This window comes from Exiguobacterium sp. 8H (assembly GCF_902506255.1).
Lineage (GTDB): Bacteria > Bacillota > Bacilli > Exiguobacteriales > Exiguobacteriaceae > Exiguobacterium > Exiguobacterium profundum.
In genome coordinates this window covers 2,706,784-2,724,925 of sequence record NZ_LR733429.1, presented here as the reverse complement: position 1 = coordinate 2,724,925, position 18,142 = coordinate 2,706,784, and the positions used below count along the sequence as shown (strand labels likewise).

The following is an 18,142-nucleotide window of genomic DNA, read 5'->3' as shown; positions in this document are numbered from 1 at the left end:
TATTTTAAGCATTTACCTTTTTTGTAATTCTACTTCTTCTTTCCATTTTTTAAGTACGTTATACTTAGACCGCAATCAATTTAATCATGCTCTCTCATCCGAAAGGGGTAACATATTGAAATCGACACTCTCAAGATTAGGAGTAGCCACGATTGTCTCAGGAACGATACTGAGCACTCTCGCACCACTCCAATCATATGCAGCAACATCCGAAGGAACAGTCAACACACCCATTTTAAATGTACGGTCTGATTCGTCGACATCGTCTTCAATCGTCGGCAAATTAACGGAAGGAACAACGGTAGATGTATACACCGTCAACGATGAATGGGCACAAATCAACTTCGAAGGGCAAAAACGATACGTTTCTTCTACGTATTTGACAATCGGTTCATCTATGACAACAGCCTCTACTACATCCGCTTCATTATATGTAGCTGAAATGAACGTCAATCTTCGTTCTTCCATGTCAACGTCCGCTTCAATCGAAACAGTCATCCCGAAAGGATCACTCGTAACACATCTGTCTACTCACGGGGCGACAGGATCTTGGTATAAAGTACAATTTGGTACATATACAGGATATGTGGCAGCACGATACTTCAGCGAAACAAGTCCTTCGTTTTACGCTTCGACAACTGCCGTCTTGTATGATTCGACCGGTTCTGGTGCGTCTAAAATCGCAACGATTCCAGAAGGTGCGAAAGTCACTTACCTCGATTCATTAGGCGCGACGGGTTCATGGTATAAACTCGAATACGGTTCACTTGTCGGTTATGCACCAGCACGTAACTTTACCGCGACTTCGCTTGCTCCAGAAGCAGTCACGACATATTACGCAGTGAAGAATGTCGCGCTCTACAATAGTTCAGGAACTGGTGCATCAAAAATTGCAACAATTCCACTTGGGGCAGAAGTGAAGCGTGTATACGTGAACGGATTGAGTTCATCTTGGTATAAGATCCAATACGGGGACACGGTCGGCTATGCGGCCGCGCGTAACTTCTCGACATCAAAACCTGAAGCCGTCGTCAAGACAACCTATTATGCGGTTCGAGACCTCGTGTTATATGAGTCATCCGCTTCCGGAGCAGCTCGTCTTCGCACGATTCAAGAAGGAACAAAAGTCGTCCAAGTATCAGATGCCAACTTATCGGACTCTTGGTTCAAAATTGAATATGATGGAGTCACCGGCTTCGCTGCCGCTCGTCATTTTTCAACGAAGGCACCTGAAGAAGTGACGATCACACCATACTTTGCGATTCGAAATGTAGCGATGTATAGTTCGTCTGCAGCCGGAGCGACGAAGATTGCCACGATTCCATTTGGCGCAAAAGTAGAACAGCTTTCACAAAGCGGTCTTTCTAATTCTTGGTTCAAGATTCGCTATGAAGGAAAAACAGGATATGCAGGTTCTAGTCACTTTTCATTAAAAGATCCAGAGGTCGTGGTGAAAACAGATTATTATACAACGCGTGATGTCGTTTTATACAACCGCTCGGATGCTGAAAAAGTGAAGGTTGCGGTCATTCCGTTCGGCACGAAAGTTCAACAAGTGTCGGAACCTGGTCTCACGGAACGATTCTTTAAAATCGAATACGGTCCGATTACAGGTTATGCGACGGCAGATTACTTCTCGAAAACAGTACCGTCAGACGAGCAATACGAAGAAGAACGTCAAGTTCGTATCTATGTAGATGGGAACGAGCCACTCAACGTTCGTTCGACGCCTGAAGTGACAACAGCAAATAAAGTCGGAACGTTAAGTACGGGAACGATTGTCAACATCAAACCAATTGTCGGTTCAGACTGGGCACTTCTTACAAGTGGTACGTATAGCGGCAACTATATTCATACCGATTACGTCGTACCTGTCACAACGACCCCACCTGCGACAGGTATCACGAAAAAAGTTTCGTATACTAGTTATCCGATGACAGTTCGTCAGATGGCAGACCGTCAAGTGGCTCAATTCGCCCAAACGGATGCCCATCGATACGATGAAGCCTACCTACCTCGTGCTTGGGTAAGTGTCAACGGATCGACAGGAAAGATTGTGAAATCTGAGATGACTGTTGTCTCAGGGTTAGGAACCGCTTTGAAGATGACAGCCTCTTCAAGCTCGTCCTCGCTCGTCACCATTCCATATGGTGCGTCAATTCAATACGTTGACCGTTATACTTCCGGGTCAACCGTTTGGTATAAAGTAAAATACGGCACGATGACCGGTTACGTGACACCAAGTTCAGTCGTCGGAACCGCCAACATTTTGAGCCGTCCAATTTTAACATCTCATGCGTACGGTCAAATTAATACAGGCGAAACCGTTACGATTACAGGTCAATCCGGCACATACTATACGATTTCGTATAAACGACCGGCCGGACACAATATCCGAGTCTTTGATAACACTTGGCGTCGTGCATCAGTTGATGATCTTCTTCCATACGTCGATCCTAGCCAGATTGATGCAAACTCTCGATCATTCTATCAATTCTTAGATTTATCGAAGAGCGCTGGGACAACTGCGACAACATTGAACAAGGTCCTCACATCAAAAGGAACGCTCAGCGGACAAGGTCAGGCATTCGTTGATGCGGCTAGTATGTATGGCGTGAACGAAGTGTATCTTCTCTCGCATGCCATCCTTGAAACTGGACATGGTACATCCCTTCTCGCAAAAGGAGTTCCTGTCGATAAAGATGGGAATGCATTAATTAACTCGAGTGGGAATCGGATTTATCCGGAACGTCCTGTTGCCGCAACCGTCTATAATATGTACGGTATTCAAGCAACAGATAGCAACCCTCTTGGAAACGGCGCCAAATACGCCTTCCAACAAAAGTGGTTCTCTCCTAAAGAAGCGATTATCGGAGGAGCTTACTGGATTGGGGCTAGCTATATCAATCACCCGACATATAAACAAAATACGCTGTATAAGATGCGCTTCAATCCTTCTTCACCAGGAACGCACCAATATGCAACGGATATCGGATGGGCCGCAAAACAAACGACAAGCATCTATAATATCTATCAATCACTTGATGCTTACACACTCAACTTCGATGTACCAAAATATCAGTAAAAAAGGAGACACGCGCCTCGTTGGCGTCGTGTCTCCTTTTATGTCCACTCAATCGAATCGATAATGGACTCGATTTCCATCTTTTCATCGGTCACCTGATCGGCTACGTAAGTTAAGAATAAGAGCCGTTTCCCGTCGGTCAAGGACCATACATCTAAATGCATCCCATCCTCAATCCCACTTGCGTAGGCCGTTGTCATATCACTCGTTTCAGTTGTGACACTTGGAGCAATCTTTACATCAATCGGAAATTCGCCTAAGAACGTATTCAATTCGCTCATAGCGGATTGTTTTGGTTCTTGCGAATCTTCTGATTCATAGATTGAGATTTGAAGCGTCCCTTGCGCATCCGCTTCCGTCGAGTAAAAACTCACATAGTCTTCCTCTTCGCTGTATTCATAATGTTCCGGATACGTCAGGCGGAACCACCCATCAATTTCGTACTCTTTCATGCTGTTTTCTCCTTTACTTGCTTGAATGCCAGCCCTGTGACCATTTTAGCTTGAAGCGCGTACTTCAAGCGTTCGGTCACGTAAAGACGTTGGCTATTTACGTCTTGGGCGATCATATGTCCAAATAAGTTCATGCGGACAGTTTGATTGGATAGGAAATAGAGTCGATCCGCACTCAGCGGACGATATTCGTTTGAATGTTCAAGGTATTCGATTTCAAAGCGGCGGAGGACGTTCAGCGCACAGTAACGATCGGTTTTCCCGGTACTCGTATGAAGCTCGACACGAACGAGCTGAACGTCATACGGACAGACATTCATAAAGATAGGTCCCACCCGCTCATGGATCAAGAGGATACCCATATCGGTCTCAATTAAATCTGGCAGGGCTCCTTCATCTTGCGAGATGCTTAACACGACATACGGTCGGCTTGTCGGTGCAAGCAATTCCCCTTTATAAAATCGAAATCGTTGAATTCCTGTTAGAACCCGGGCACGCCAAGCACTCCCTCGAGCCTCGGCTTCCATCCGATACAACCTCTCTCCACTCACGCTTACTCCCCCTTCACTTGTTTGAGCGCATCGACGAACGTTTCCCATTCTAGGTTGTCACAAACAACCTTATTTTCCAATCCCCATTCTTCATCGATTGTCAAACGTACTTCGTTCGATTGTGCGTGACGGGTGACTCGAAGATCTCCTATTTGAATCATATCCGGATGAATCTCAAACGTCATACTTGGTAATCCGACCCACTTGATTCGATTCGTTCGTAACACAACCTGCCATTCTTGTTCATGATGGATCGAAAACGTCCAACTTCGGAGAGACACCGTCGTGTTCGTTTGTTTCGATTGTTTCAACATTCGAAACCCTTCACCCATCAGTCGTAAATATGATTTTCGCTCACTCATATTTCATTTCTCCCCTTTTTTCTATTATCTGCGTTGTGAATAGGATTCTGCAACCTAAAAAGTTTTTTTAAAAAAGGGTTTGCAAATTCCATCGTATATGCTATTATATCAAAGTAACGTTAAGAGTTAATACGTTTCGCGGGTGTAGTTTAATGGTAAAACCTCAGCCTTCCAAGCTGATGACGAGGGTTCGATTCCCTTCACCCGCTCCATATTTTTTCTTTGATGCGGGTGTAGTTTAATGGTAAAACCTCAGCCTTCCAAGCTGATGACGAGAGTTCGATTCTCTTCACCCGCTCCAATATCGACATATACGCGAGAGTATCTCGCACACATACACTGCACGGTTGAGACCTTGCAAAAAGCAGAAAGTCACACGACTTTCTGCTTTTTTGTTGTTCCGTCTATTGTTTTGGGGAAAAGAGTGATTGAATCCATACAGACAAGGAGGAACTCCATTGATTCAAGCGAAGCTGCAATCCTTTACCGTATACGAAAGCGCGTTGATGCGAACGACATCGACCCTCATCGATACACCAGATGCCCTTTTGTTGATTGACCCGACCTGGCTCCCCGAAGAAATTGCGACAATCCGTCGTGACATCGAATTACACCGTCGGAATCGGCCGCTTTATGTCATCTTCACACATCATCATTTTGACCACATCATCGGAGCTTACGGCTTTGCAGATGCCACAACGATTGCCTCACAGGCTTTCGTCGATGCAGACTCATCTGACCAATTAAATGAGATTCGCGAGTTTTATGAACAGTATTATATTGATCACCCGATTCAAAAACCGGACATCGACCTGGTCATCCAACCCGATCAAACGCTTTTAATCGGTTCAGTGCCCGTGACCTTCCTCTCTACACCGGGCCATGACGCGACACATATGTCGGTTCTCATCGAATCCATGAATCTTCTCGTTTGTGGAGATTATGGGTCTAATGTCGAGCCACCTTTTATCGAACACGACCCAACCGCCTATCTCGACACGTTACAAACCTTGCAATCACTCATCTACGAACATGAGATTCGCTGGTTCGTACCAGGGCACGGCGATTTGTGCGACAGCCGGAGTCACATGATTGAGAGATTGAGTGCGGCGGAAGAATATATCTTGGCACTCCCCGAAGAACGTCATTGGTCCTCCGCATGGCCAGAGCACGCTTTTTTTGACCGTGTTCATGAGCGAAATCGAAAGATTGTGGAACAAAAAGAGACCGATCGTCGGTCTCGTCAACAAGACGTATAAAAAAATCGCAACGTCTCCCCAAGACGTTGCGATTTCCCCCTATGTAGACCTATTTCTTTGTGACGCGTTCTGAGCGGACCGTGAACATACGGTCAACCCCATAGATCGTTACTCCCGTCAGAGCGAGTAACCCAATCATTGCAGAAGAAAACATGACCATCCCCCCATTGTTCACAGTTTCGTCATAATCACCCCGTGGTTTCATTATAAAAGACCATTCCAAAAAAAGAAAGCGTTTTCTTCAAACTTTCTTCACATTTCCCGCATTTAACCTCTATCGTTTTTTGATACAACGTCCCTATAGTGATTAGACAGACACGTGTAAAGATGTGTAGCTTTTGTGGAATTTGGGAATACATGATGTAAGGATAAAAAGAGACAGAAGCTGCTCGTCGAGGAGGAAGAGGTATGATTAAGTACGGTACATTGGTACGAATCGAGGGAAAATATGCCGTATTGAGATGGAACAACGGCTCAAGTTTCATCCCTAGACGATTCCTACCATCCGAAGCACGTGTTGGTGATACAATCATTCGAGACAACCATCATTACTATCTTGAAGAAGATATGACCCCTAACTTTGACGCATTGATCAAGCAACACTATAAAAGCTGAACGGTCTGCCCTCTCTAACCGGGCAGTTCGTTCAGCTTTTTTTCGAATGAATCATTCTGAGATGTCGTCGATTTGTTGCTGAAGCCACGCCTCGTCTACCGGACCCGTTTTTTTCGCCACGATGATCCCTTTTGCATCTAGAACGTACGTTGTCGGTAATGCGACAACACGATATTGTTGCTCGACAGCGGCCTCTTCATCTAGCAAAATCGGAAAATCAACGGGATACTCATCTAGGAATGCCTCCACGTCCTCTTTTCCTCGTCGCTCATTTTTGGTGACGTTCACGCCAAGTACTGGGATGCCTGTCGCTTCTTCAAACGATACAAGTTCAGGAAACTCATCCCGGCATGGCGGACACCAAGAGGCCCAGAAGTTAATGACTACCGGCTGTCCTTGGAACTCAGAAAGGGTCAAATTATCCTCATCTAACGTATTCAAAGTGAAGTCCGGGGCTTGTTGCCCCACTTCAAGTCCTCCTAATACCGATTCATTTTGGACGATCGGAACCGCTTCTTCTTTCTTTTGTGTCATCATATATTCCTCGTAGCCTTTATATGCGAGGCCAGCAATCAATAGAAGGATCAGCGTTCCAATACCAATTCTTTGTAAGCGCATCATTTACCCCTTGTTTGTTTTACTTAAGATTTCTACACTTAACTTATCATAAACCCGTAAAGGAGCGTATGGATTGTGCAACTTCAAAACGAGAAAACACAGATAACCTTAAAGGCACAAGGTGCTGAGATGACGAGTTGGAAAGTATCCGGAACTGAACTCTTATGGCAAGGGGACCCGACCTATTGGGGACGACAAGCCCCGATCCTCTTCCCGATTGTCGGTCGATTGCTCGATGATCAATATGTATATGAGGGAAACACCTATACGATGAGTCAACACGGATTCGCTCGGGACGCTATGTTCGAGGTCGAATCTTCGACTGCCACGTCGGTCCGCTTCACATTGAACGATACATCGGAATCACGTCAACACTATCCATTCCCATTCACACTGACCGTGTCCTATCAACTTGTGGGAGAAGAAGTGATTGTGACGTATCGCGTCCATAACCCGGGCGAAACGACGTTACCGTTTAGCATCGGTGGTCATCCTGCATTCAATATTCCGTTCATGGGCGGGACATTTGAAGACTACGTGATCGATTTCGGCGAAATCCGCTCCCTCGATCGCTATTTGCTCGAGGGCCCTTATTTAACAGGCGCGTATCAACCACTCGGAGAGCGTCAGTATATCCCCCTCACTCGGTCGTTATTTGACGACGATGCACTCATTTTTGAGAAGATTGAATATGCTGCACTCCGACATCAACCAACCGGCGCAGCCATCGTGATGGAGAGTCCCTCTTTCACGCATTTCGGTATCTGGTCTCCGCCGCAGAAAGACGCTCCGTTCGTCTGTTTGGAACCTTGGTTCGGACATGCGGATTATAAAGGCCATCGAAAAGATTTCCTACACAAAGAAGGGATCCAACTCCTCCCACCAAACGAAACGTTCGAAGCGAGTTATACATTATATATGGAAAACTAAAAAATCAATCCGACGTCTTGTCGGATTGATTTTTGATTTAGAAGCGATCGTCTTGTTCAGCTTCATATTCTGACACCGGCTTTTTCATGATGAGTGCCAGAATGATATAAATGAGGAGTCCCGGGCCACCGAGAAGCGCCATCGCCACGAATAGGACTCGCATAATGGTGACGTCCACCCCTAAATAGTTTCCAAGCCCTGAACAAACACCAGCAATCATTTTATTGTTTGGGTCTTTATAAAGTTTTCGTTCCATATCATCTTCTCCTCAACTCATTATGATCGTTGTGGTCGACGTAATGTCGTTCTTCCGCCGTTCGCAACCTCTCCACGCCCTTCAAAGTCGAGCGCTTCATTAATCGGTGTGCTACCAGACTTGATTTCGATTCGGCGACCGTACAGACCTCGGTTGTCGAGAGACGCTGCGATGACAGTCGCGACATCGGTTTCGGAAATCGTCGCACCATCCGCATCACTCAAGTCCTCTGATGCTTCGATTGAACCTTTACTCGGTTCATCAACAATGGTCACTGGGCAAATGATCGTATAGTTCAAACCGCTATGTTCGATATACTCGTCAGCGGCATTGTTAGCTGACAGAAAGTTAAAGAGTTCTTTCGGTGCAGCGTTCGGTTGATCAGCGCCATAGGCACTGAGTAAGACAACATGACGTACCCGTTCCTTCTTAGCGGCATCGATGGCATTCATCGCAACGTTTCGGTCAAGCAGTTCAATTTCAGTGCTCGAACCATCCGCGCCAGCAGTTGCCGCGATAATAACGGCATCTTGTCCACTTGTCGCCTCATGTACTTTCTTCTCGAGTTCTGTCTCGACATCAACCGTCAATACGTGTGCACCCATTTTCTCGTACTCTGCTTGTAGTTCAGGATAACGAATTAAAGCGGTCACTTGATGGGTTTTCGCTAGGCTTTTCAATACACGTTTCCCGATCTTTCCTGTTGCTCCAATGACTAAAACTTTCATTCAAATTTCCCTCCTCAAAAGAGTAGTTCATTTGTTTAAATTTCCTCTTTCAAGTCAGAATCAAACCCTTTTCTTAAAATTATCTGACAGTACCCCAGACAGATAAATCAAGGGCGTCTCGAATCGCCTGCACGCTTTCTTCTAACGGTTCATAGTAATACACGTTATTGATATAAGCATCTTGACCCTCGACTTGCATCTTATTCACCTCAGGATTCGAAATCATCGTCAATCCGACAGATGCCATTTGCAAGACGTTCATCTCAAGTCCCATTTCTTCTTTCATGAAGCGATACGTCGCCGGAATTTTTGTCCATCCTGAAGGACTTGCCAGTTTTTCAGCGACAGCTGTCATGACCTCCGTTTGACGATTCGAACGTGCTCCATCCGTATCCGATTTACGATGTCTCGCATACGCCAATGCCATGTCTCCATCCATCGCATAGGAAACACCTTCCGTATACTCATACGTCTGGTTGAACCCTTTCTCGCTAAACGAATGCGTCGCCGTGACATTTACCCCACCAATCAAATCAATCAATTCCATGAATGATTCGAACGTGATGACGACCTGTCCATCGACCGAGGCGTCGGTCAGCCCTTCCACGGCACCAATCGTACACTCTGCACCTCCGAACGCGAACGCATGCGTGATTTTATCACCTTCCCGTTCAGGCTCACATGGAATCGCTGTATACGTATCACGTGGAATCGATACATTCTGAACAGTACCAGAGCGTGGTACGAATTCCATCAACTGCAAGGAGTCCGTACGAGATCCCGACAACGATTCTCCTACTCGCGCATCGCTCCCCATAATGAGGAATGTAAATGGAGCAGTCGCAAAATATCCAACAATCAGTAGCATTGCAAGTAAGAGAAGGGCAGCTTTCCCCTTCCATTTACGCTTTCGTTTCGATGGTTGTTTAGACGAATGATCCATTTCTCGTTTAGCAGGGGTAGACGGTGTTGATGGTTTCGTCGTCTGTCGAGATTTTGGTCGAGATGGTTTCCGTTTCGAAAATAATGAAACCCGGGGCAGTCGTTTCCGACTTGACTTTGCCGTCCCATTTTTCGTCCTTGGCGATTCTTGGGTTTGTTCATTTAAAAAGGGATGTTCTGATTGGCGTGTTACCCGTTCACGCTGTTGTTCAGATTGTGCATGTATAGAGGGCTCGTCCGTTTCACCGTGGTCCACACGAGACGATTCGATTTCTTGTTGTTCTAATTCGCGCTTTCTACGTTCGACACGCGATAAATGTTGTTCATCTTTCATCATTATGATCCTCAACTTTATCAATTTTTCTCTATTATCCCGAACCAGCCATCATCTGACAACGTTTCTTACGAAAATCCGTCTTAAGCATGAGAGCGAATGGTTGTTTCAGATGAAAAGCGGGAAAGGAATAATAATTGGTTTCTGCCCAAATCGAGATTGCCTACGAAAAGTTTGACTGAAAGGAGGAGAGCTGATGCGCATCGGAAAGTTACGCGTATTGTTAGAGCAGTATGGCGAGGCGACGTTACGCGATTTGCTCGTCGAAATGTACCGTCATACTCCTAAAGATGTGATTGATGATCAAGATTTTGATTTTATGATCAGCCAATTCACGCGCTATAAAGAGAAAAAAAATTCTGAAGAGCGACATTCGCTCTCGCAAACCATCACCTTGGCTGAACGGTTTGTTGATTCTGCGTACGAACATTTGTACATTCGTCCGAATCAAGTCATGTCAGAACGCGACCAAAAAAATTGGTACATTCATGCTAAAAAAATCATTCGCGATTTAGCACATTACGCCGAGGAATACACAGAAGCACGTACGATGTATGAAGAAATGTTTTACCTCCTCTCTACATCGGCTGGCGAAGAACCGCTCTTCTCTACGAGTGACCCGTTTCGCCTTTTAAAAATTTCACAAGTCACCATGCTCAAGCAACTCATTCACTACTATCAGCTCGATGCCCCGATTGATACCGTTTGGATTGACCGCGCCCTATACACCGCACTCCACGTGCCAAAAGATGTTGATTCTACACGAATTGATTTACTCTCAACGCTACCCATCGAACACAGTCATGCCAATACAAGAAAACTCCTTCACTCCCGTCTCTTAAAACTTTGCGATCGGATGTTAGAGAAGTCCCAAACAGAGGATACCGCGCTCGAAAACTATCAAGCGCTTAAAATGTTAGAACTCCGCCTTCTCGTCGCTGAAGGGAATTTGAAAGAAGCGGAACAAAAATTGTTCTCTGAATATATCCCGTTCTTTTCTCATCGCTCCGAACCATTTCGGGTATATGTCGACTTTTTAGAGAGTCACGGACACACTAGTGAGACGAAGCGCTTAAAACGAATTGCTAAAGAAAAGCGAATCCGATTTTAAAAAAAGGGAGTCAATCGATAGGATCGATTGACTCCAATACATGATATGAACGAGGGGTGTTCATTTGAAAAGGAGGACAGAAAGTTGGTGCAGAACTTTCTTCCTACACATATAAGTATAAGGGAACGATTGTAACCGTTACCAAATCACTTATTGCATTTTTGTGAACGTTTTCACGTTATTCAATCGTGTTCATCATGCCAAGTCCGATGACAGATAACAACACAATTAATACGAACAAATACACCATTTCATTCGGCGATTGAAATCCTTCATGAATTTCTACATCATCTTCGACAATGATATTTTCATGAATGACGACCGGTTCTGTCTCGGCCATGGCTGCAGACGGTGTTACCGTCAACCAAAGCACAGAAACCAGAATCAGTTGATAAATGTATTTCATCATATACTCCTACTCCGTGTTTTCATTGTGTTTAAGTATAGCACGTCTCATCCGTTCGTTGCGCTGACATTTGATGAATCTCACAGATGAACGATGAAACGAAATCCATTTCATTGTATTGGACGGATATGTTCTATTTTACTCGAACCTTTTTCTTACGTAATTGATTTTTTCTCGAGTCAGGTTTCATCATACTGCCACACCCCACGATACAAGATAGCGCTTACAATTTATTTGTACTTATCATTTGATAAAGAAAGAAGGATTCTTCGTGAAACGAGCGCTACGTTTTGTAGAATGCAGGCAATTACCGTTACATGAGCGTATTTCCATTCAGTCGCTATATCCTTTAAGCAAGGCCCCTTTGCTTCTCTCCCTTCCCTCGCATCATCACGTCTACGTCGCACTCAATCGAGATACCCCACTCGCTTCAATCGTCGCAAACGACGAACAGCTTGAAACGGATCATGCCATTCGCCTCTCTCAAGCCACATATGGTGATCGTCACGTCTTTCGCGGACTACTTCATCGTTTGATCTATGAACGAAGTCGAGAAACAAAGTACCCGATTACGTACTATCTTCAGGAAGAGGATTATCATAATCAAGACAAGCACCGAATATATGAAGCAGCAGGGTTTCAAGTATTTCATCAAACCAAAACGTATCATCTACCATTCATCCCTTGCGAGAAAGCAACACATACCGATTGGACACTCGAATTGGTGGACTATTCAAGAAGAGCAGATTGGCTCACATTTCGAAATGAACATTGTCATCTCCTTCCGGGTGCCATTTCGATGACAGATGAACAATTCGCACGAGAAGTTCGCCAGCAAACATTGTTCTATTCCGTGAAGTGGAACCGACAAGTGATTGGAATCATGAAAGTACGCTTACATATGTACCATATTTCAATACAAGAGATGCACGTTGACTGTGACGAGACTTTATTGCGGGAAGCTATTTCATTCCTTCAACAAAAATTTTTCTACATGTTCCGATACATTGAAGAGGCACATATTTCAGCAACAAGTTTGCAACCTGATTTGAGTTATACACTTCGTCGTCACGGCGCCCAAATCTCAAGTATTTGTCGTTATACGTACATACTACAGGCACCACCGACCCCGATTTATTCCTAAACAATCAAAAGACGTCGAGCAAACCAACTCTTTCTCAAAGGAAAAAGTTGTTCATTCGACGTCTTTTATTCTGCAGCAGTAGTCGACTCCATCGCTAGAGGCGGCATCGCTTCAAACAGTTCTGTCCGAAGCCCCGTATCTCTCAAATCGAGCGATTCAATCCGATCGAACTTAATTTTGCGATCGACGACATTGAACCAATACGTAATATTTGGTTCATCTTTAAAACGAATCGCATAATTCGACCCATTTAAATGAAAGTCGACCTCGGTAGACAGCAACTCGGTCGGACCAATTTGTTTATGGGTCGTTAATCGTTCAAGGACAACCTGTTCTTCATTGATGCGATAGTCGACAAACGTCGCAAGCGAGAGTCCAAACACAAATGATACAAAGGCGAAAGTGCCCACCAAACCCATCGTGATTTTTCCGTTCATTTCGCTGTCCCTCCCTCTCCTATTATATCGGATAAGCTTGAAACGTTGTGAAGTGACATTTTGTTCAACTTTAGGCAAACTGAAGCAGAAGGAGGAATTTACATGCATATCGATCATACTGGGATTGCCGTTCGAGACTTAGACGAGGCGATCACATTTTACACGACGGTCTTAGGAGGAAAACTCGTGGACCGCTATACGAACACGGCCATCGGGGTCGAGACCGAATTGGCCGTCATTCATATTGGAGAGGATGTCATCGAATTGTTGCGTCCGACTAGTAAGACGAGTCCGATTGCCCGGTTCATGAAAGCTCGAGGGAAGGGTGTTCATCATATCGCCTATCGTGTCGACGATTTGGACGAAGCGATGGCCGCTCACAAACAAAATGGCATCACCTTTTTAGAAGACACGCTGCGTACGACCGCGAAAGGTAGACGCTTAATCTACATGGACCCGCGTCATTCAGGCGGTGTGATTACCGAGCTTTGTGATTATCCTAGAGAAAAGCAGTAAGAGTGGTCCTCTTACTGCTTCATCATGGTTTCTTCTATGATTTGACGATTCTTCTCTTTTAACCGTTCATTATGAGAGGACACCATTGCGGTCGAATTCGCATTCGGGTCAATGTATGTTTTGGCCCGGTTCACCGCATTCGCAGCATCTTGAAACGCTCCAGCGATGAGATGTACTTTCCCTTCATGCGTGAGAATATCACCGGCAGCGTACAATCCTGGTACGGATGACTCGCTACCTGAATTCCCTTTCACATAAAACCCATCCTTCATCTCGACCTGCAATTCGCTGTTCCGAAGCAACTCCGCGTCTTGTTCATATCCGTGATTGATGACCACTTCATCGACCTCGATTACGCTCGTCTCTCCTGTTTCGACATGAGTCAAAAGAACTTGTTGAATCGATTTCCCATCGTGAGAAATCAAATCCGTCACTTTTGATCGTGGGCAACAGTCGACTCGACCCTGTTTAATTTTTTCAACTTGTGCTTCATGTCCACTAAGTTCTTCTTTTCGATACGTCAGCACGACCTGCTCTGCAATCGGCTCGAGCGCATTCGCCCAATCGACTGCACTATTGCCGCCACCCGATATCAAGACGCGCTTTCCTTTAAAGCGTTCAAGTGATTTAACCGTGTAATGGAGGTTCGACAATTCGAACCGCTCCGCTCCGCTCACTTCAACCTTATGCGGTTTGAGGATCCCGCTTCCTGTCGCAACGATGACGGTTTTGGAAATATGATGACCGTTCGTCGTGTCGATCCCGAACAAATCGTCTGAACGCTTAGAGATCGACTCCACCTTCTCGCCAAGAAGGAGCGTCGGAGAGAAGGTGAGACCTTGCTCGACGAGTTGGTCAATCAGTTTTGCCCCAGTCGTCGGTAGGAGACCACCTACATCCCAAACCATTTTCTCTGGATAGACATGTACTTTCCCGCCTAAAAAAGGTTGAAATTCGATAATTTTCGTCTTCATACCTCGTAAACCGCTGTAAAAAGCGGCATACAATCCAGCCGGTCCCCCACCGATAATCGTCACGTCGAATACTTCCTCGTTCATCGTCGCACCCTTCCTCTCTATATACATAAAAATGATAATCATTCTCATTAGATGATACCCTGTTTTGGTCACTTTGACAATTTTTTTCGAATATCGTCCTGATGAATTTGGTTTTTGTTATGCGTAGGTAGGGTAATAAAACATGAATCAAAAGGGAGGATGTGCGTGATGAATTGGATGGATGTCCTATTAATCGTCGTATCATTTTTTTGGCTAGTTGAGACGTGGCGATTTCGTAACCGAAAAGAGGCAACAGACGGGGCTGTCGAGCGGAAGAGTTTTTACTTTGTAGCGACGACGATGATTGGCGTCTTCGTGTTGTCTATGATCTCTTCGCTTGTTTTCGAATCACAGCCTTCGACAGTTCAACGAATCATCGGACTTACTTTTTACATAGCCGGCGTGTGGTTACGTTATTGGGGGATTTTACACTTACGTCATCAATTCACACGACATGTCGTCGTCCGACCGGAAGACGAACTCGTCAGCTCGGGACCGTATCGTTACTTACGCCACCCTCTTTACACAGGGTTGTTATTGATTACGTTCGGATTCTCGCTATACTTTATTCATTGGGGAATCGCCTTGATTGGTGCGGGTCTCACCTCGCTTGCATTACTGTACCGCATTCGAATCGAGGAAGGTATGCTCATTCGCCATTTCGGTCAGTCTTACCAATCCTGGTCGAAGACGCGCAAGCGCCTCTTCCCCTTCATCTATTAAAAAGGAGTCCGGCTCACCGTGAAGTGACCCCTAAAAGTTAGACACGGTTATTTCATCTAGGCTACGTGAACGAACTGGGTCCGGTATTGCACCGGACTCAGTTTTAATTTTGCCTTGATTCGTCGTGTGTTGTAATAGTCTATGTAATTCATACTATCTTTCCCTTCCCGATAGGCCATGACGGCGCTTAACTTTTGATCAGTTGTAAATTTAGTCATTAAAAAACTGCACCTCCAATTGTTAGATGTGTCTAACAATTGGGGTGCAGTTCACCGCTGGACTCCTTTTTCATTTAGACAGAATATTTGCTGAGTAATCGGACGACGATGACCCCCGCGATGAATGCGACGATACTGAGTATCCACATGACTCCTGAAGCTGGTACACCTGGAAACACGACGGCGAGTGAGCCAATGACCAATCCGATGATGACGGAGAACGTCATTCCCGGAAAATTCGCCAACAAGTAACGAATGACTTTACTACTTACAATAAAGCCGACGGCCACTCCAGCACCGACAATCCCAATAATCAACAGATTGAAGTTTGAGATGGCGCTGATGACGGTTGGATAAACGCCAATTAACAACAAGACGAATGAACCGCTAATTCCAGGAAGCAACATCGCCATGCTGCCCAACCAACCGGAGAAGAATAAGAGAAGCGCCGTCCCGAACGTCACGTCCGTCATAATAGACGAATCAACCGGATTCAAGAATGCCATACTCGCAACGAGTATCGTTGCGACAACCATAGCAATAACATGAACCGGACGAATCGATGCGCGTGATTTAAATTCCACGAATAGAAGTGGAATAATCCCTAAAATCAATCCGATAAAGAAAAATTGTGTCGGTGCATAATACTCCAGCAATAAGTATTCAATTACTCGACTCAATGCGATAATGGCTGTCCCCATTCCAATTGCCAATGGAATCAAGAACCCGATATATTTTTTCCAATATCGGCTAAATACGCCGCTAATCGCTTCGATGAGTTGATCGTAGATGCCTAAAATGACTGCAATGGTACCGCCGCTTACACCAGGGATTAAATCACTCGTCCCCATGGCCATCCCTCGCCAAATGTTCTTCCACTCCATAATGTATCTCCTTTACGTATATCTTTCCTCAAGCACTTAGTATAGTCGAGAAAAGAAGTTTGCGCATCCGCTTTTAGACTGAGAAAGGAGTCGAATTGATTTCTTTGATCATATAGTCAAATCTCGCCCCAGAAATGTTGATTTCTTTTTCCTTATGGAAGCCGAGACGTGTGTATAAGCGATGTGCCGCAGGGTTTTCTTGGTCCACGTTCAATGTGACGGCGGGCACACCGCGTTCTTTCGCAACGAGACAAACGTGTTCGATTAACTTCGTCCCGATTCCACGACCTCCATACGCCTCTGCGACAGCCAGTGAATCAATGTATTGGACATAACCTTCCGTTTCAACGTCCACCTCTTCTCCACTTCCATGCGCCGTCAACCATTCTCGAATCGGTCGATCCAATTCTTCTGCCTTATCCCCACGATACGAGATGATCATTCCGGCAACTTCTCCTTCAAAATCCGCCACCCAGATGTTTTCGTGACTCAAGCGATTATTTGGTTTCTCTACCCACATCGCTAGTCGCTCCAATACCTCAGTCGTATCCGTTGATGCCGTCAATGTGTACGCAATCTCATGGATCGCTTGATACATGAGTGGTGCAATTTGTTTACTATCTTGTTTGGTTGCTTGTCGAATATTCATGATTAATCCCTCCATCATCCAGTCTAGCATAGCCCGGCACATCGGTTGTTTGTCCACACTCGTTTTGTGGCATCATATAGAGTGAAAGGGGCGAATCGAAATGAAAGCTATTCTTACAGGAATGAACGGTACAGTGGCACCCGTTGTTGCCGAAACGTTACAGCGCCACGGAATTGAAGGGATTGCGTGGAATCGCGAGCAAGTGTCCACGACAAACGAAGAGGAAATGCGAGAATTCATCGAGCGCATCCGACCGGACTACTTTTTACATATCGGTATGGGCGCGGTGGAGTGGGCCGAGACGCTCGCTCGTTTATGTGGTGAGGCGAAAATTCCTTTCCTGTTCACGAGCACGGTTTCAATTTTTTCAGATGAAGTGACCGGACCGATTTCCCCAGATACGCTACCAGATGCCGAGGATGACTATGGAAAGTATAAGCGTGAGTGCGAACGTGCGATTATGAACGCCAATCCTGGCGCTCAAATCGTTCGTCTCGGATGGCAAATCGGGGATGAGGCCGGATCGAATAATATGATGGACTATTTTACGAACGAGATGAAGCAACGAGGGGTCATCCAAGCGAGTGAGCATTGGTATCCATCATGTTCATTTTTAGCAGACACGGCAGACGCGCTATTTGAAATTTTGACTAAACGTGGACCGGGCATCTATCAGTTAAACGGAAATGCGAACTATTCCCTATACGACATCGCCGTCGGACTAAAAGAGCTTCATGACACCGACTGGCAGATTGAATGTACCGATGAACCGAAACGGGATAATCGAATGATCGATTCATCGGTCTCGATTCGTCCCATCTCCAAACGCCTAAATTTGCAAACGAAGTAAATTCAAAGTCGCCT

General features: G+C 45.4%; 21 protein-coding genes, 2 tRNA genes and 1 pseudogene. 11 read left to right on the top strand and 13 right to left on the bottom strand.

Annotated features, from left to right (window positions below; genetic code table 11):
• Positions 1 to 115: 115 nt before the first annotated feature.
• Entirely contained in the window at positions 116 to 3,085 is a 2,970-nt protein-coding gene (locus GVY43_RS14250) for an SH3 domain-containing protein (protein WP_159563543.1), read from the top strand.
• A 38-nt stretch (positions 3,086 to 3,123) separates the two neighbouring features.
• Here GVY43_RS14250 and GVY43_RS14245 read toward each other — a convergent pair whose 3' ends face one another.
• From GVY43_RS14245 to GVY43_RS14235, 3 genes are read right to left on the bottom strand one after another with little or no spacing between them, the layout of a single operon-like run.
• The gene (locus tag GVY43_RS14245) at positions 3,124 to 3,537 is read right to left on the bottom strand and encodes a DUF3805 domain-containing protein (protein ID WP_074037765.1); all 414 of its coding nucleotides are present in this window, start codon (positions 3,535 to 3,537) and stop codon (positions 3,124 to 3,126) included.
• Positions 3,534 to 4,088 (bottom strand): hypothetical protein, encoded by a 555-nt coding sequence (locus tag GVY43_RS14240; protein ID WP_236548971.1) that lies wholly within the window; start codon positions 4,086 to 4,088, stop codon positions 3,534 to 3,536. Before GVY43_RS14240 ends, GVY43_RS14245 begins: the two co-directional genes overlap by 4 nt.
• Positions 4,089 to 4,090: 2 nt before the next feature.
• Positions 4,091 to 4,450 carry a hypothetical protein gene (locus GVY43_RS14235; protein WP_031421018.1) on the bottom strand — a complete coding sequence of 120 codons (360 nt, stop codon included), beginning with the start codon at positions 4,448 to 4,450 and terminating at the stop codon, positions 4,091 to 4,093.
• Between the two features lie 138 nt (positions 4,451 to 4,588).
• On the opposite strand from GVY43_RS14235, the gene GVY43_RS14230 reads away from it, so the two are divergent.
• From GVY43_RS14230 to GVY43_RS14215, 4 genes are all read left to right on the top strand, one after another.
• Positions 4,589 to 4,662: transfer RNA gene (locus GVY43_RS14230), tRNA-Gly, on the top strand.
• 15 nt (positions 4,663 to 4,677) lie between these two features.
• Positions 4,678 to 4,751, top strand: a tRNA-Gly gene (locus GVY43_RS14225).
• 157 nt (positions 4,752 to 4,908) lie between these two features.
• Positions 4,909 to 5,709 carry an MBL fold metallo-hydrolase gene (locus tag GVY43_RS14220; RefSeq protein WP_159563542.1) on the top strand — a complete coding sequence of 267 codons (801 nt, stop codon included), beginning with the start codon at positions 4,909 to 4,911 and terminating at the stop codon, positions 5,707 to 5,709.
• Positions 5,710 to 6,117: 408 nt separating this feature from the next.
• Positions 6,118 to 6,324 carry a DUF3006 domain-containing protein gene (locus tag GVY43_RS14215; RefSeq protein ID WP_015880796.1) on the top strand — a complete coding sequence of 69 codons (207 nt, stop codon included), beginning with the start codon at positions 6,118 to 6,120 and terminating at the stop codon, positions 6,322 to 6,324.
• A 51-nt stretch (positions 6,325 to 6,375) separates the two neighbouring features.
• Here GVY43_RS14215 and GVY43_RS14210 read toward each other — a convergent pair whose 3' ends face one another.
• The gene (locus tag GVY43_RS14210) at positions 6,376 to 6,942 is read right to left on the bottom strand and encodes a TlpA disulfide reductase family protein (protein ID WP_236548970.1); all 567 of its coding nucleotides are present in this window, start codon (positions 6,940 to 6,942) and stop codon (positions 6,376 to 6,378) included.
• A 75-nt stretch (positions 6,943 to 7,017) separates the two neighbouring features.
• Here GVY43_RS14210 and GVY43_RS14205 point away from each other — a divergent pair, with 75 nt between their 5' ends.
• Positions 7,018 to 7,872, top strand: coding sequence for an aldose 1-epimerase family protein (locus tag GVY43_RS14205; RefSeq protein ID WP_159563540.1), 855 nt, complete (start codon positions 7,018 to 7,020; stop codon positions 7,870 to 7,872).
• Positions 7,873 to 7,909: 37 nt separating this feature from the next.
• On the opposite strand, the gene GVY43_RS14200 is transcribed toward GVY43_RS14205, so the two are convergent.
• The 3 genes from GVY43_RS14200 to GVY43_RS14190 form a co-directional block, all read right to left on the bottom strand.
• Complete coding sequence (locus tag GVY43_RS14200; protein WP_074037769.1) at positions 7,910 to 8,128, bottom strand: PspC domain-containing protein; 219 nt, start codon at positions 8,126 to 8,128, stop codon at positions 7,910 to 7,912.
• 20 nt (positions 8,129 to 8,148) lie between these two features.
• Positions 8,149 to 8,856: an NAD(P)-binding oxidoreductase gene (locus GVY43_RS14195; RefSeq protein WP_074037770.1), complete on the bottom strand. Its 708-nt coding sequence runs from the start codon at positions 8,854 to 8,856 to the stop codon at positions 8,149 to 8,151.
• A gap of 79 nt (positions 8,857 to 8,935) precedes the next feature.
• Entirely contained in the window at positions 8,936 to 10,132 is a 1,197-nt protein-coding gene (locus tag GVY43_RS14190) for an LCP family protein (protein WP_236548969.1), read from the bottom strand.
• 196 nt (positions 10,133 to 10,328) lie between these two features.
• Here GVY43_RS14190 and GVY43_RS14185 point away from each other — a divergent pair, with 196 nt between their 5' ends.
• Entirely contained in the window at positions 10,329 to 11,243 is a 915-nt protein-coding gene (locus GVY43_RS14185) for a hypothetical protein (protein WP_159563538.1), read from the top strand.
• Positions 11,244 to 11,421: 178 nt separating this feature from the next.
• Here GVY43_RS14185 and GVY43_RS14180 read toward each other — a convergent pair whose 3' ends face one another.
• Positions 11,422 to 11,649 carry a hypothetical protein gene (locus GVY43_RS14180; protein WP_159563537.1) on the bottom strand — a complete coding sequence of 76 codons (228 nt, stop codon included), beginning with the start codon at positions 11,647 to 11,649 and terminating at the stop codon, positions 11,422 to 11,424.
• A gap of 271 nt (positions 11,650 to 11,920) precedes the next feature.
• Between GVY43_RS14180 and GVY43_RS14175 the strand changes: the two genes are divergently transcribed.
• Positions 11,921 to 12,793 carry a hypothetical protein gene (locus GVY43_RS14175; RefSeq protein WP_159563536.1) on the top strand — a complete coding sequence of 291 codons (873 nt, stop codon included), beginning with the start codon at positions 11,921 to 11,923 and terminating at the stop codon, positions 12,791 to 12,793.
• 65 nt (positions 12,794 to 12,858) lie between these two features.
• Here the strand turns inward: GVY43_RS14175 and GVY43_RS14170 are convergent, their stop codons facing one another.
• Positions 12,859 to 13,230 (bottom strand): hypothetical protein, encoded by a 372-nt coding sequence (locus GVY43_RS14170; RefSeq protein ID WP_074037773.1) that lies wholly within the window; start codon positions 13,228 to 13,230, stop codon positions 12,859 to 12,861.
• 102 nt (positions 13,231 to 13,332) lie between these two features.
• On the opposite strand from GVY43_RS14170, the gene GVY43_RS14165 reads away from it, so the two are divergent.
• Positions 13,333 to 13,746 carry a VOC family protein gene (locus GVY43_RS14165; protein ID WP_159563535.1) on the top strand — a complete coding sequence of 138 codons (414 nt, stop codon included), beginning with the start codon at positions 13,333 to 13,335 and terminating at the stop codon, positions 13,744 to 13,746.
• 11 nt (positions 13,747 to 13,757) lie between these two features.
• Here the strand turns inward: GVY43_RS14165 and GVY43_RS14160 are convergent, their stop codons facing one another.
• Positions 13,758 to 14,804, bottom strand: coding sequence for an NAD(P)/FAD-dependent oxidoreductase (locus tag GVY43_RS14160; RefSeq protein ID WP_159563534.1), 1,047 nt, complete (start codon positions 14,802 to 14,804; stop codon positions 13,758 to 13,760).
• 168 nt (positions 14,805 to 14,972) lie between these two features.
• On the opposite strand from GVY43_RS14160, the gene GVY43_RS14155 reads away from it, so the two are divergent.
• Complete coding sequence (locus GVY43_RS14155) at positions 14,973 to 15,527, top strand: isoprenylcysteine carboxylmethyltransferase family protein (protein WP_159563533.1); 555 nt, start codon at positions 14,973 to 14,975, stop codon at positions 15,525 to 15,527.
• Positions 15,528 to 15,583: 56 nt separating this feature from the next.
• Here the strand turns inward: GVY43_RS14155 and GVY43_RS14150 are convergent.
• From GVY43_RS14150 to GVY43_RS14140, 3 genes and pseudogenes are all read right to left on the bottom strand, one after another.
• A pseudogene (locus GVY43_RS14150) lies at positions 15,584 to 15,673 on the bottom strand (IS3 family transposase); the annotation flags it as partial.
• A gap of 146 nt (positions 15,674 to 15,819) precedes the next feature.
• Positions 15,820 to 16,629, bottom strand: coding sequence for a DUF368 domain-containing protein (locus tag GVY43_RS14145; RefSeq protein WP_015880783.1), 810 nt, complete (start codon positions 16,627 to 16,629; stop codon positions 15,820 to 15,822).
• A 73-nt stretch (positions 16,630 to 16,702) separates the two neighbouring features.
• Positions 16,703 to 17,278 (bottom strand): GNAT family N-acetyltransferase, encoded by a 576-nt coding sequence (locus tag GVY43_RS14140; protein ID WP_074037777.1) that lies wholly within the window; start codon positions 17,276 to 17,278, stop codon positions 16,703 to 16,705.
• Positions 17,279 to 17,378: 100 nt separating this feature from the next.
• On the opposite strand from GVY43_RS14140, the gene GVY43_RS14135 reads away from it, so the two are divergent.
• On the top strand, positions 17,379 to 18,128 hold the full coding sequence (locus GVY43_RS14135) for a sugar nucleotide-binding protein (protein WP_159563532.1): 750 nt from the start codon (positions 17,379 to 17,381) through the stop codon (positions 18,126 to 18,128).
• Positions 18,129 to 18,142: the final 14 nt, after the last annotated feature.